Genomic DNA, 15,247 nt, shown 5'->3' with positions numbered 1-15,247 from the left:
CTAATTAATATTGTTTTTAACTCTCGCAGATTTAGGTGATTAGGCAAGTTATTTAGCTTGAAATAAATCTGCATAATTTGTAAATCAGCGAGAAAAATATTTTGACTTTTAAATTCTTTTAATTCTATTTTTTTCGTAATCTTCAAAAATCATTTGTCCCAACCCTGAAAGTCCTGTTAAGAACGCTTTTCCCTTGTTTTGAGCTGTGAAGGCTTTCACGAACTGTCTGAGATAAGGGTCTTGTGCAATCATAAAGGTTGTGATGGGGATTTTCAGTTTTCTGGCTTGTGCCGCTCTGTTGAGACATTCGGAGACGATCTTTTCATCCAACCCAACGCTGTTCATATAGTATTCGCCGGTTGGGAGTTTCAGACAACTTGGTTTTCCATCGGTGATCATAAAGATCTGCTTGTTGGTATTTCTTTTTCTTCGGAGGATGTCCATTGCCAGTTCCAATCCGGCAACAGTATTGGTGTGATAAGGTCCGACTTGCAGGTATGGCAAATCTTTGATCTGAATCGGCCACGCATCATTTCCGAAAACAATAATGTCAATGGAATCCTTCGGATACTTTCTTTTGATGAGTTCCACCAGGGCCATTGCTACTTTTTTAGCAGGCGTGATCCGGTCTTCGCCATACAAAATCATCGAGTGGCTGATGTCGATCATCAGAACAGTGCTCATCTGCGCTTTGTGTTTGGTTTCTTCTACTATGAGGTCATGTTCCGTAAGCCTCAGATCAGTAATTCCGTTGTTGATCTGAGCATTCTTGATGCTCTCAGTCAGATTGACCATTGCAAGGTCATCGCCAAATTGGAAACTTCGGTTTTCTCCATCTTTCTCGTCGCCAACTCCGCTTTTGTTGGTCCTGTGATTTCCAACACCACTTTTTCTCAACTTTCCAAAAATCTGGTCCAGCGCATAATCCCGCAAGGCTGCTTCCAGTTTTGCCGTCAGGATATTTTTACCTTCTCCAGGTCCCGTGTTGCCATCTTCTGTTTCAACTTCTTCCTTGATGTAGCCTCGTTTTTTCAGGTCTTCGATGAAGTCGTCCAGACCATATTCTTCATTGAAGATGTCGTATTCTTTATCCAACATGTCCAGCCATTCAAAAGCCTCATCCAGATCTCCGGAAGTATGGATGAGCAGGTCTTTGAAAATGCCAAATACTCTGTCAAAATGCGAAACCTCTTCCGGAATATGCTTGCTGAAGGTGAATCCCGTCTGGAAGTTTTTATTTTTATCTGTCATAGGTTGATTTCAAATTGGAGATACAATTTAGGCATTATTAGCAAAATCTGAACCGTAAGGAAATAGAAAAAAGTAATGATAGTGATAAACACAAAGGCACTAGGTTTTAATTTCACAAAACAATCTTTTAAGTCACAAAAGTTTTCAACTTTCTTAAGATTGAAATTTTCAGATAAATTTTAGCGAAAATATCTTTGTGCCTTAAAAAACGAATCGAAGAAAATATTTTTTGCCTTTGTGTTTAAACTTTAAACTACAAAGTAAAATTCTATCTTTGCATCCACAATTACCGCTATGAAAGACCTTATGGGAAAAGCAATCTGGGATTATTATCACAATAATGATCCTGAAGATCTGCAAACCGAAACTTCGATCTCCGAACTGGATGAACTTCCTGTTGATTATCTTTTCCGGGATTTTGATGAGATGAATAAGATCGAACAAAAGGCTTTGAAATTGGCCAACGGAAAAGTTTTGGATATTGGAGCAGGAGCGGGTTCGCATTCTCTTTATCTTCAGAATGAAAGGAATCTTGAAGTTACAGCATTGGATATTTCTCCAAAATCTATTGAAATCTGTAAACTGAGAGGGATTCAGAATGTAGTTGCTGAAAATATGCTTCATTTTTCAGATGACAATTTTGATACAATTCTTTTATTGATGAACGGAACGGGGATTTTCCAAAGCCTGAATGTTATTGATATTTATCTCAAAAAACTTCATTCTTTATTGAGTTCAAAAGGTCAAATCTTGATTGACAGCACGGATGTTCTTTATATGTTTGACGAAGATGAGGACGGCGGTGTTTACATTCCTGCTGAGGGTTATTATGGCGAGCTGGATTACATTGTTCATTACAAAGGTGAGTCTGAAGAGCCGATAAAATGGCTGTATCTCGATTTCAATACTTTGAAAAATGCTGCTGAGAATAATGGTTTTAAAATTGAAAAAGTTCTGCAGGATGAAGATTCTTATCTGGCGAGATTAACGAAGAAATTTATTCATTAGAGATGGATGCTTCGACAGGCTCAGCATGACAACGTTACAAATGAACGATTATAGTATAAGTGTCATGCTGAGCCTGTCGAAGCATCTTTTCAATTATTAAATAAAAAATCCACATGAATTTCACGTGGATTCTGTATGTAAAATATTTAAAATTATCCAATCTTGATTCCATTTTCCACCGTTTCGTAAGGTATTAATAAAATAATTTTCCATCAAGTTTTTATCAATTGTATTCTTATCTGATAATAAATACTCACTAAGAAATAGATAAACGTCTAGAAGCCGTTATTCTATGAAAATAAGAACTTCAAACCTTTTCCGAAACTGAGTATGAAATTGGTTGAAAACCAGCCATTAGGATTAATTATTGTCAAAGCAATCATTCCTAAAGAAATTACGATAGGGATTATATAAGAAGCTGATCTGTAGGGTAGTTTTTTTGGTGTAAAGATGACCCAGAATAAAAATAAAATCAATGCGCCGAGTGCGGAAACAAAAAATTCTGGGCTTTTTCTGTAAGTATAAAAGTTTTTAGAATCCGTATCGTACAAAAATTGAACAACTAAGTTTTGTATTAATAAGAATGAAAATCCTAAAATAAAAGTGAGTAAAGCGGGGAGATATTTTTTTAATTTGATGAAATTCAACCCTAAAAGGATGCTAGCGGGAATTGTTCCTAAAAATACTGCGATAATCAAAATTAATTCTCTCGGAAAGAGACGTATAGCATTTGGGTCTTCTGTGAAATAATCTTTCCAGACTTCTTGTTCTTTATTTTTTTTCTGTTCCTCAGAATCATTTTTCTTCCTGATAATTTCTTGAATACGGAGTTTGTATTCATCAGAAAACTGTCTGCCTCTTTCTTCCAAAATTTCAAAAGCGATTTGAACTGCTTCGGGAACAAAACGGTTGTCTTCTTTCAGATATTTTTCAAGCTCATTATCTGAGAGCTTTTTTAGAACGTTTCTGCTAACCATTGTGTAAGAAAAATGGGCACTAGAAAATGCCCATTCGTATATTTGAATTTAAAAATTACCCAATCTCGATTCCGTTTTCCACCGTTTCGTCCGGTGTTACGAAAGATAATTTTCCGTCTGGTTTTGTCGTTAATAAAAACATTCCTTGAGATTCTATTCCGCGGATTTTTCTTGGCGCAAGATTCAATAGAATCATTACTTGTTTTCCAATCAATTCTTCAGGAGAAAAGCTTTCTGCGACACCGGAAACAACCGTTCTGATATCAACACCTGTATCTACTTTGAACTTCAAAAGTTTGTCTGCTTTCTCCACTTTTTCAGCTTCAAGAATCGTGGCGGTTCTCAAATCGATCTTAGCAAAATCATCAAATTGAATTTCGTCTTTCATAGGATTGGCGTTTGGGTTTGTTTTCTTGTTATTTTGTTTGGTATTTTCTAATTTTTGGATTTGAGCTTCAATCACATCATCTTCGATTTTAGAAAACAGAAGAGAAGCTTCATTGATTTGATGTCCTGTTTCAATTAAGACAGGTTTTGTTTCAACATCATTCCAATCTGATTTTTGAACATTGAACATATTCAACAATTTTTCTGAACTGAACGGCATAAATGGTTCCGACAACTGAGCCAAAGCCACCGCGATCTGTGCTCCAATGAATAAAGAGTTTGCTGCTTTTTCAGGATTGTCTTTAATCGTTTTCCAAGGTTCTTCTGTCTGAAGATATTGATTCCCGAATCTTGCCAGGTTCATCAGCGCTGACAAAGCATTTCTGAATTCGAAATTATCCAAGAAAGATCCGATTTCGGTTGCTGCTTTTTTGATTTCGTTCAATTCTTCAGCGTTATTATTTCCTTCAGGAACAATTCCGCCGTAATACTTATGAATCAAAACCGCAACCCTGTTGATGAAATTTCCAAAAATTCCAACTAATTCTGAATTATTTTTGGTCTGGAAATCTTTCCAAGTGAAGTTATTGTCCTTGGTTTCAGGAGCAGATGAAAGAAGCGCATATCTCAAAACATCTTGCTGACCCGGGAAATCTTCCACATACTCGTGTGCCCACACTGCCCAGTTTCTTGAAGTTGATATCTTTTCATTTTCAAGATTAAGGAATTCGAAAGCGGGAACATTCTTCGGCATAATGTAATCGCCGTGGGCTTTCATCATACTTGGGAAAATGATACAATGGAAAACGATATTATCTTTTCCGATGAAATGGATCAAATCAGAGTTTTCGTTTTGCCAGTAATCTTTCCAGTCTTTTCCGTTTTTCTCCGCCCATTCCTGAGTGAAAGAGATGTAACCGATTGGCGCATCAAACCAAACGTAAAGAACTTTTCCTTCTGCATTTGGAAGAGGAACCGGAACGCCCCAGTTCAAATCTCTGGTCATCGCACGAGGTTTCAGACCGTCATTCAACCAGGATTTTACTTGTCCGTAAACGTTGGTTTTCCAGTCGTCTTTATGACCTTCGATGATCCATTCGTTCAAGAAATCTTCATATTCATTCAAAGGAAGATACCAGTTTTTGGTTTCCTTGAGAATAGGAACGTTTCCACTCAGCATCGATTTTGGATTGATCAATTCCGATGGAGAAAGAGTAGAACCGCATCTTTCGCACTGATCACCGTAAGCATTTTCGTTGCCGCAATTCGGGCAGGTTCCCACAATGTATCTGTCTGCCAAGAACTCATTGGCCTGCTCATCAAAATATTGTTCGGAAACTTCTTCCGTGAATTTTCCTTTATTGTATAATGTCTTGAAAAAGTCCTGGCTTACATCGTAATGTTTTTTGGATGTCGTTCTGGAATATTCGTCAAAAGAGATTCCCAGATCCGAGAACGATTGTTTGATGATCCCGTGGTATTTGTCCACGATATCCTGTGGGGTCACGCCTTCTTTTTTTGCCCTGATGGTAATCGGGATCCCGTGTTCATCCGAACCGCAAATAAAAGCGACATCTTTTCCCGTTCTTCTCTGGAATCTTGCATAGACATCAGCAGGAATGTAAACGCCCGCCAAATGTCCTATATGAACCGGTCCGTTTGCATAAGGCAAAGCAGCGGTGATCATTTTTTTGTTTGACATTTTTTAATTGAAAATTTGAGTTGCAAAATTACGACTTTTCATTTTAAAAACAGGCTAGATGTTAAATATATGTGTAGGTAAGAAAATGATACTTTTCCCTTAGAATAGTTGATTAGTATTATCAAGAACACAAATCAACAATTGTGTAAATTTTTCATTGTCCTTTTCATATCCTATGTTCGTCCTACATTCGTTGTTTCGCGGTTTGATGAAAATAAATCTATTGGTTTGATTTTGATTAAAATAATAAATTAAAAAACTATTTTAATGGGAATTTTTAAATATTGTTAATATTGTGGGTTTTGGGGCTTTTTTGGGGACAAGAAACATTCGATAAATTATGATTTGTTTCATTTTTGATTAATATAGGATTAATATTGGTTAATTTAGAAGAAGAAAAAGTGCATGAAAATCTTGAAAAAATACTAGAAACTGATATTTGTTAAAAAAATTAACATTGATTTATGTTTTTGATAATCAGTTAGTTGTTGTTTTATTTAAATGGTTTTATAATAAAATATAGGACTAAAATAACTGATTTTAAAAATATTTTAACAGAATGTTGTTTTTTTTATAAATTAGGAAACTCGATAAAGAGTAATTCTGAATAATTTAGAAAATAATATAAACCTTAAAAATTTATTTTTTGTGAGAAACTATAATGTATTAAAAATTGCTCCAGCATTTCTATTGCTCGGATCAATGTTACATGCACAACAAAGCGATACGGCAAAAAAAGAAACCGAGATCGAACAGGTTGTGTTGATTGGTTATGGTAAGCAGAAGAAAGAAGACCTTACGGGGTCTATTGCTTCTATTACTTCAAAAGATTTTAATGGTGGTTCTACATCGGCGGATCAACTGATTCAAGGTAAGGCACCTGGTGTTACTGTAACTGGTAACGGTGGTAACCCTGGAGCAGGTTCTACAATTAGAATTAGAGGAGGTGCGTCTCTAACAGCGTTAAACGATCCTTTGATAGTTATTGATGGGATTCCAATGGATTTCAATGGCGTTTCGGGAGCTTCTAATGCTTTGGCATTAATTAATCCTAATGATATCGAATCTTTTGATGTTTTGAAGGATGCATCCGCTGCAGCTATCTATGGTAACAGAGCTTCTAATGGAGTTATTTTGATTACAACTAAAAAAGGTTCTGCTGGAAAATTAAAAGTTAATTTTTCTTCTACGGCATCAGTTTCTACTAAAATGGGAAACCAAGATGTTTTAACGGCCGATGAATTTAGAAAATATGTTACTGAGAATGCTGATCAACAGAAGTATATTAATATGTTGGGTACTGCCAATACCAATTGGCAGGATCAAATTTATCAAGCGGCTTTTGGTACAGATAATAATATAGCTTTATCTGGAGGGATAAAAAAATTGCCATATAGATTATCTATTGGTTACACGGAACAAAATGGTATTGTAAAAACCAACGAATTTAGAAGAACTTCAGTAGGTTTAAGCTTGACGCCTAAATTTTTTGATAATCATTTAAGCGTTAATGCTAATATCAAAGGGTCGATGACGGAAAATAGGTTCAATGCTGGTGTTATTGGTGCTGCACAACAGATGGATCCAACTCAGCCAATCTATGATTATTCTACTAAAGGTGATAAAGTAAATAATTATTGGGAATGGTATCTCCCAGATTCTAATGGTGTTTTTGGAGACAAAATGAACGTTAATGGAACTTTAAATCCACTTGGTTCTCTTTATGGAAGAAGAGATGTTTCTACAGTGTTCAGAGCTATTACAGGATTGCAATTGGATTATAAAGTACATTTTCTTCCAGATTTACATATCAATGTTAATGGAGGATATGATTATCAAAAGGGTACCGGTGCAGTTACAGAATATCCAAATTTTGGAGGCGTTGTCCGATCACAAAATCTAAGCTCGCGCAGAGATTATGAACAAGAGAAAACAAATAAATTATTTGAGTCTTATCTTAACTATGTAAAAGATATTTCTGCAATCAATACAAAAGTTGATGTAATGGCTGGATACTCCTATCAAGCTTTCTCAAACAAAATACCAGTTACAAGAACCTATTTTGGTAGTACAGTAACACCAATGGGAAGCGAAACAGTTCAAACAGATGATGATCTTGTTCAAGTAGGTTTTTATGGGAGAGGTATTTTTACCATTGCAGACAAATATATCTTGACAGGATCTATCAGAAGAGATGGTACTTCTAGGTTTTATAATGGTACAGATGAAACTGATAATATGTGGGGAACATTTGCTGCAGCATCTGGAGCATGGAAGATTAAGAATGAAAATTTCTTAAAGGATTCTAAAGTATTTTCTGATTTGAAATTAAGAGCAGGTTGGGGACAAACGGGACAAGCAGAAATTGGAACTTGGTATAACTCTTTTGCTTCTTATAGCTACTCAGAACCAGGAGCGTCTTATGGATTTGCTGAGCAATTCTATACGATGCTGAAACCCTTGCAAGTCAACCCAATTCTGACTTGGGAAACAACTGAGACAACTAATGCAGGGTTGGATTTTGGTTTCCTAAACAATAGAATTACAGGATCTTTTGATTGGTTTAAGAAAAAAACCAAAGATTTGCTAGTTTATGTACAAGTTCCTGCTGGAGAAGTTAGTAATATGAATAACAAGAATATCGGAGAAATGACTACTGATGGTATTGAATTCTTGATTAATGTTAATCCTATTAAAACACAAGATTTCACTTGGGATTTTAGTTTTAATGTAGCGCATTATAATCCAAAAGTTACAAAATTTATTGATGTTGCTGAAAATTATATTATCGAGACTGGAGCTATAGGTGGTATTGGTCAAAATGTTCAAGCGCACGCAGTGGGATATACGCCAAATACTTTTCTTGTTTATCAGCAACTCTATGATACAAATGGAAAACCATTAGAAGGCGTTTATGCAGATAGAAATGGAGACGGTAAAATTGATAAGGAGGATAAATACTTCTACAAATCTACAACGCCAGATGCAACGTTCGGATTCTCTACAAAATTCAAATATAAAAATTGGGATTTGTCCACTTCTCTTAGAGCGGTTTTAGGTAATTATGTTTATAATAATCTTGTTGCACAGGCCAATGTTCAAAGTATTCAGACCAATGATTTTATGCAAAATATCCCACATCTTTCAGCAGATTATGGCTTCAAAACACCTCAGGTATGGAGTGACATCTACATAGAAGATGCATCTTTCATTAGAATGGATAACTTGACTTTAGGATATAATTTTGGTGATGTTTTCAACAAAGGGACTAGTTTAAGAGTTTATGGTATGGCTCAGAATGTCTTTGTGATTTCAGATTACTCAGGTGTAGATCCAGAAGTTTTTGGGAATATAGATAATGGATTTTATCAAAGACCGAAGATTTATTCATTAGGGTTAAACTTTCAATTTTAATTATTTAAGACAATGAAAAATTTTAAAATAAAAAAAACATCTATTGCAACAATTTTTTTAGCACTTACACTTTCTGTAAGTTCTTGTGTTGACGATCTAAAACAAGAGCCTAATGTAGGGGTGACCTCTGCAAGTGTCTTTAAAGACTTTAGCAATTATAAAAATATGTTAGCCAAGCTTTATGGAGGTTTGGCTGTAGGAGGACAGGCATCTGGTGATGGTAGTGGGGATGTTTCAGGTATAGATGGTGGTTTCTCAATCTATACTCGTCTACTATATACAATGCAGGTTATTACAACAGATGAAGCTGTAATTGGCTGGAATGATGGAACTTTGCACGAGTTTCATAAAATGATTTGGACACCTGCTAACGAGTTCAATAATGCTATGTACTTCAGACTATTTACAGAAATTGCTTTTTGTAATGAGTTTATCAGAAATACAACTGACGAAATGTTAAATACGAATGGTATCTCTGGAGCTAATGCTGATGAAGCAAGAGTGATGAGAGCAGAAGCTAAATTTCTTAGAGCTCAAGCTTATTATCATCTATTGGATATGTATGGTAATGTTCCCTTTGTGGATGAAACAACTATAGGAACAGTTCCAAAACAAATCATGAGAGCAGATCTTTTCAATTATGTAGAAACTCAGTTAAAAGAGGCTGAAGCAGGTTTAAAAGCTCCTAAAACCAATGAGTATGGAAGATTGGACAAAGCCGCAGCTTGGAGTTTACTTGCAAGATTGTATCTTAATGCAAAAGTTTATAACGGTACAGAAAGATATACAGACGTTATAGAGAATTGTGATAAAGTTATTGCTGCTGGGTATAGCTTAAATCCCAAATATGAGAACCTTTTCTTGGCAGATAATAATGTAAATAATCCGGAAAATATATTTTCTGTTGTTTATGATGGTGTAAGAACACAAACCAATGGTGGAACAACTTACTTAGTTCATGCAGCAATTGGAGGATCAATGAATCCTGCAGAGTTTGGAGTCAATGGTGGATGGGGTGGTCTTAGAACCACAAAAGCATTTGTAAATAAATTTGAAGCCAGCGATTTGAGGGGACGTTTCTATAAAGATGGACAGACTTTGGAAATTAATGATTTAGGAAATTTCAACGATGGTTATGCATTTATTAAATACAAAAATTTAAAAAGTAATGGTGGTGCAGCTCAAGATGTGCAATGGGTAGATACAGATTTACCAATGTACAGATTAGCTGACATCTACTTGATGTATGCTGAAGCTGTTTTGCGTGGCGGTGGTGGAAGCATGAGTACGGCTGTAGGATATGTTAACGCTCTTAGAACTAGAGCAAATGCTTCAACAATCTCTGTTATTAATCTTGATTTCATCCTTGATGAGAGATCTAGAGAATTATCTTGGGAAATGACTAGAAGAACTGACCTTATCCGTTATGGTAGATTTACATCTTCTGCTTATCTGTGGCCTTGGAAAGGTAATGCTAAGGATGGTATTGCAGTAGGTGAGTATCGTAATCTTTTCCCAATCCCTAACAATGATTTGGCTGTAAATCCAAACCTTAAACAAAATCCTGGTTATTAATCCATTAATTTTAACAACAATGAAAAATAATATATTTAAACATTTTCTTCTTGCTACGGGGTTGTTTTTAGGGATTACTTCGTGTGAAGATCGTGAAATTATAAATGTGGAGAATCAAACTTCATCAGTTATATTAGATCTTTCTAAACATGATTTGGTTTTAGATTCTAACTTTCCTTCAAATCCTGCTTTAACAATCAACTGGTCAACTGCAACATATACAGTTCCTGTAGAAGTGAAGTATGAACTTCAGATGAGTGGAACAGAAGCTTTTGATAATCCACAAGTTTTGGCTAATACTACACAATCTCAAAATGTGACTACATTTACAACTCTTGAGATGAATAATGCTGCAAAAAAAGTAGGACTTGTTCCTGATGTAGCTCAAAAAATGTATTTCAGGGTAAAATCCTTTATTGGAGACAATGGCTTACCACAGTTTTCAAACGTTACTACTTTAACAATCACACCATATTTAGCTAGACCAGTTTATGAATATGTTGATCTTTATCTTATTGGAAATGCAACAGCAGCAGGTTGGGATAATTTAGCCACAAATGTGAATTTATTACCGATGTTAAAAACTTCTAATTCGTCTGTTTATGAGTTTACCGGTCTTTTCAAAGCAGGAGGCTTCAAAATGATTAAAGTGAAAGGTTCTTGGGATGCTCAGTTTGGAAAAGGAGCTGCTGATGGACAATTAAGTACTGATGGTGGTTCTGGCGATATTAGCATTGCTACAGAAGGATATTACAAATTATCCGTGAATACATCCGATCTTACTTATACTTTGGTGAAAATTGATAATCCGGGAACTACATATGATGCTATATCTTTATATGGTACGGCTACAGACAATGTTGATATTCAGCTTACGAAGTCTACTTTTGATCAACACCTATGGAAGTCTGCTCAGGCGGTAAGTCTGAAAACTGGAGTTGTAAAATTCAGAGCTAATAGCTCTTGGGATGTGAATTGGGGAACTAATTCTGAATACTTTGGTGTTGGGACTGCGGGTGGAGCGGATATTCCTGTATCGGCAGAATGGACTTACGATGTTTATTTTAATGATTCGACCGGACATTACACTTTAATTCCTACAGAATAATTTTAAAATATTCTTTAATTACTAATTAAAAAATTTATGAAAAATATATTCAAATTATTATTAGCGTCTTTTCTTTTGACAGTAATATTTGCTTGCGATAATGATGCAGACAGAGACTGGACAACACCGGCAGCTAGTTTCAAGTTGTATGATACGTCGCTAGGAGCTAACAATGTTTTGTATGAAACGATGAAGGCCAATCCATTTACTTTGACTTGGGAGTCAATAGGGAGTGGAGAATATTCAATTGTTTTATCTGCAGTTGAGGATTTCGCTACTAAAACAGAATTGGGCAAATCCACAGAAGCTACTTTTACAACAACTATTGGAGAGCTTAATACCAAATTGCTACAAACAGGTTTTTCTCCATTTATATCTAAAACTGTTTATGTTAGAATAGAAAAGGGTTCAGAAATTTCAAATACTATTAGCTTTGGTGTTACTGTTTATCCTACGGACGGACCAGTGATTACAGCTCCTGCAAACGGAAGTATAATTACACTTAATTCTGCAGATCAGTCAGCTATTGCAACAACAATTACTTGGAACGATTATTCTTCTTATGGCTCTGATGTAGTTTATACAATAGAAATAGCGAAAAAAGGAACCATGGCTTTCTCAACTTTAGGAGAAGTGACTAATACAAAATCTTTTGCGGTTAGTAACAAAGACCTTAATACTGCAGCTTTAACTGCGGGAGGAACTGTGAATGTAGAAACTGAATTGGATTTTAGAATTACAGCAAAAACCAATTTCTCTACACCAGGAATTGAATTGAAATCTGCAATCGTTACTGCAAAGTTGACTCCTTATCAGGTAGACTATCCGGACTTCTTCTTGGTCGGAGGGGCAACAGCAGCTGGATGGACTCCGGGAGCTGCGCCAAAATTGTATAAAAAAGATAACATTTCTGAGATTTATACTTATCTGCAACCAGATAATTTCAGATTCCTAGGACAAGCAGATTGGAACCCATTGAACTACAGTATTGATGATCCCAGAACTAATGCTTCAAACAGATATTTCAAGACAACATCTTCTAATGTAGAATTTGGTGATGCGGAAAATATGAAATTTACAGGAGCAGCAGGTATTTATAAAATTGTAATCGATGCAGATTTTTCTAAAAAATCAATTACTGTGACGCCTACAGGATCTGTTTGGGATATTCCGAAACTTTATTTAGTAGGTTCAATCCAAGGATGGCAAGCTAATGTAGCAGAAGAGTTTAATTCTATAGGGAATGGAAAATTTCAAATGATTAGAGAGCTTCCAGATGGTGCGCAATTTAAATTCTTAGGTCAGCAAGATTGGACCGGAAAAGAATGGGGAAATATTCATAAAAACAATGAAGGTAACTCTGGTTTCCTTGGAATCAATGATGATAATAGTAATATCACGTTTGACGGAGGAGGCAGTTTCTATACAATTACTGTAGATCTTAAAATGGGAACTTACACAATTGTTAAGATATAAATCATCAAATCAATCAAGAAAAGTGTTGCGAAACCGCAACACTTTTTTTATATTGTAACACATATATAAACCTTAGAAAAAATGAAAAAAATCACCATTGGAACAGTATTGTTCTCTTTGATGTTTACGGGGCTCAATGCCCAAAGTCTAAAATCGCCGGACGGAAAATTCGAAATGAATTTCCAGTTGAAAAGTGGCGTTCCTTATTACAATTTAAAATATAACGGCGGCATTGTCGTAGAGGATTCCAAATTGGGATTAAGATTACTCAAAGACGGCGATATCCAGTTCGCTTCAGAAATCGAGAATAAAAATAATGAAGGTAAAAACCTGGATTACGGATTCGATAAGACAGCAGAAAAAAGAGATTCAAAAAATGAAACCTGGCAGCCGGTTCTTGGAGAAAAGAAAAACTATATTAATAATTACAACGAATTAGCGGTTACCCTTAACCAAAAAGAAAACGACAGAAGCATTATTGTAAAATTCAGGTTGTTCAATGATGGTTTAGGATTCAGATACGAGTTTCCTCAGCAGAAAAATCTTAACTATTTTATTATCAAGGAAGAGGATTCGGAAATCGACCTTCCTACAGATATGAAAGCCTGGTGGCTCGCCGGAGATTATGATACGGAAGAGTATGTTACCCAGACCTCAAAATTATCCGAAATTCCTGCAAAATGGCCGACTTCTTACGAAGGAAATGCCTCTCAGAATCTAGTTAAAAATGGTGTTCAGATGCCATTGATGATGAAGAAAGAAGGCTCCAATCCGCTTTATGTCAACATTGCAGAAGCGGCAGTGATTGATTATCCGGCTGCTAATTTGGAACTGGATGCAACTAACTTCAAATTCAAAACCCACTTGACGCCTGATGCCCAAGGTGCTAAAGGTTATATGCAGACACCTGCAACCACGCCTTGGAGAACCATTATTGTTTCGCCAAAAGCAGAAGAGGTTTTGGATTCCAAGATGCTGTTTAATCTGAACGAACCTACAAGATATGCAGATACTTCCTGGATCCATCCGACAAAATACATGGGTGTATGGTGGGAAATGATCATCGGAAAATCGCAATGGGCCTATTCTACGGCAGACAACGTTCACATTGGAAAAACAGACTTTTCTAAATTAACACCTAACGGAAAACATGCTGCCAACAATACAAAAGTTAAAGAATATATCGACTTTGCTGCGGCAAATGGTTTCCAGGGCCTTTTGATAGAAGGCTGGAACATTGGTTGGGAAGACTGGTTCGGACATTCCAAGGAATTTGTTTTTGATTTCATCACGCCTTATCCGGATTTTGATATCAAAATGCTGAACGATTATGCGCATTCCAAAGGTATCAAGTTAATTATGCATCACGAGACCTCCGGTTCAGCGTCTAATTATGAAAGATGGGCTGATAAAGCATTTAAACTTATGAATGATTACGGCTATGATGCGGTAAAAACAGGTTATGTAGGAAACATCATTCCAAGGGGAGAGCATCATTACAGCCAATGGACAATTAACCATTACAGAAGAATCATAGAAAAAGCTGCGGAATACAAGATTATGGTGAACTCCCACGAATCTGTTCGTCCAAGTGGGGAAAGCAGAACTTATCCTAACTGGATCGCAGCTGAAGCGGCAAGAGGAACAGAGTTCGAAGCATTTGCAGGGAACAATCCGGACCACCAGACGATTTTGCCGTTTACAAGATGGATGGGTGGGCCAATGGATTACACGCCGGGGATTTTCCAGACCAAATTGGATTACTATTTCCCGGGCGACAAACGTTTTGTAAAAACCACTTTGGCGAAACAGCTGGCGCTTTATGTCGTGATGTATCAACCGCTGCAGATGGCTGCGGATTTGCCGGAGAACTACGCCAGACATATGGATGCTTTCCAGTTCATCAAAGATGTAGCGGCAGATTGGGACGATACAAAAATCCTTTCGGCAGAACCGGGAGATTACATCCATACCGCAAGAAAAGCTAAAGGAACAGATAACTGGTTTGTTGGTGGAATCACCGATGAGAATGCCAGAGATTTTACCGTAGATTTTTCATTCCTGGACAAAGGCAGAAAATATGAAGCTACCATTTACGAAGATGGAAAAGATGCTGATTATATCAATAATCCTCAGAGTTATCACATTTATAAAAAGACAGTTGACAGCAAAACAAAATTGCCGGTTCACTTGGTAAGAAGTGGTGGTTACGCTATTTCTGTGAAGCCTGTTAAATAAAAATTCCCTTTCCTCGAAGGAACTTGTTCGGAAGACAGGATAGTTAAATTTTTAGGAGCTTAATCCCGCTTTCCGTTACAAACCTAGCGAAGTGGTTCGACGAAGGCAATC

At 36.3% G+C, this 15,247-nt stretch carries 9 protein-coding genes; 6 read left to right on the top strand and 3 right to left on the bottom strand.

All coding sequences use genetic code 11. The annotated features are described in order from the left end of the window. Window positions 1–108: 108 nt before the first annotated feature. On the bottom strand, window positions 109–1,251 hold the full coding sequence (locus tag K319_RS0118785) for a vWA domain-containing protein (RefSeq protein WP_027385015.1): 1,143 nt from the start codon (window positions 1,249–1,251) through the stop codon (window positions 109–111). Window positions 1,252–1,545: 294 nt separating this feature from the next. Between K319_RS0118785 and K319_RS0118780 the strand changes: the two genes are divergently transcribed. Then, window positions 1,546–2,259 (top strand): class I SAM-dependent methyltransferase, encoded by a 714-nt coding sequence (locus tag K319_RS0118780; protein WP_027385014.1) that lies wholly within the window; start codon window positions 1,546–1,548, stop codon window positions 2,257–2,259. 290 nt (window positions 2,260–2,549) lie between these two features. Here the strand turns inward: K319_RS0118780 and K319_RS0118775 are convergent, their stop codons facing one another. Beyond that, the gene (locus K319_RS0118775) at window positions 2,550–3,236 is read right to left on the bottom strand and encodes a hypothetical protein (protein WP_027385013.1); all 687 of its coding nucleotides are present in this window, start codon (window positions 3,234–3,236) and stop codon (window positions 2,550–2,552) included. Between the two features lie 55 nt (window positions 3,237–3,291). Then, window positions 3,292–5,325: a methionine--tRNA ligase gene (gene metG, locus K319_RS0118770; protein WP_027385012.1), complete on the bottom strand. Its 2,034-nt coding sequence runs from the start codon at window positions 5,323–5,325 to the stop codon at window positions 3,292–3,294. Between the two features lie 702 nt (window positions 5,326–6,027). Between metG and K319_RS0118765 the strand changes: the two genes are divergently transcribed. The 5 genes from K319_RS0118765 to K319_RS0118745 all read left to right on the top strand — a co-directional run bounded on the left by K319_RS0118765 (window position 6,028) and on the right by K319_RS0118745 (window position 15,136). Further along, window positions 6,028–8,739 (top strand): SusC/RagA family TonB-linked outer membrane protein, encoded by a 2,712-nt coding sequence (locus tag K319_RS0118765; protein WP_235696135.1) that lies wholly within the window; start codon window positions 6,028–6,030, stop codon window positions 8,737–8,739. Between the two features lie 12 nt (window positions 8,740–8,751). Continuing rightward, window positions 8,752–10,314: a RagB/SusD family nutrient uptake outer membrane protein gene (locus K319_RS0118760; protein ID WP_034672178.1), complete on the top strand. Its 1,563-nt coding sequence runs from the start codon at window positions 8,752–8,754 to the stop codon at window positions 10,312–10,314. Between the two features lie 19 nt (window positions 10,315–10,333). Beyond that, on the top strand, window positions 10,334–11,422 hold the full coding sequence (locus tag K319_RS21225; protein WP_051230799.1) for a SusE domain-containing protein: 1,089 nt from the start codon (window positions 10,334–10,336) through the stop codon (window positions 11,420–11,422). A gap of 36 nt (window positions 11,423–11,458) precedes the next feature. Then, entirely contained in the window at window positions 11,459–12,898 is a 1,440-nt protein-coding gene (locus K319_RS0118750) for a SusE domain-containing protein (protein ID WP_027385009.1), read from the top strand. Between the two features lie 81 nt (window positions 12,899–12,979). Next, window positions 12,980–15,136, top strand: coding sequence for a glycoside hydrolase family 97 protein (locus K319_RS0118745; RefSeq protein ID WP_027385008.1), 2,157 nt, complete (start codon window positions 12,980–12,982; stop codon window positions 15,134–15,136). Window positions 15,137–15,247: the final 111 nt, after the last annotated feature.

Origin of the sequence: Epilithonimonas caeni DSM 17710, assembly GCF_000426465.1 — a bacterium.
In the GTDB taxonomy this organism is placed as follows: Bacteria; Bacteroidota; Bacteroidia; order Flavobacteriales; family Weeksellaceae; genus Epilithonimonas; species Epilithonimonas caeni.
The sequence above is the reverse complement of the archived record's forward strand: the minus strand, read 5'-3'. Positions and strand labels throughout refer to the sequence as shown.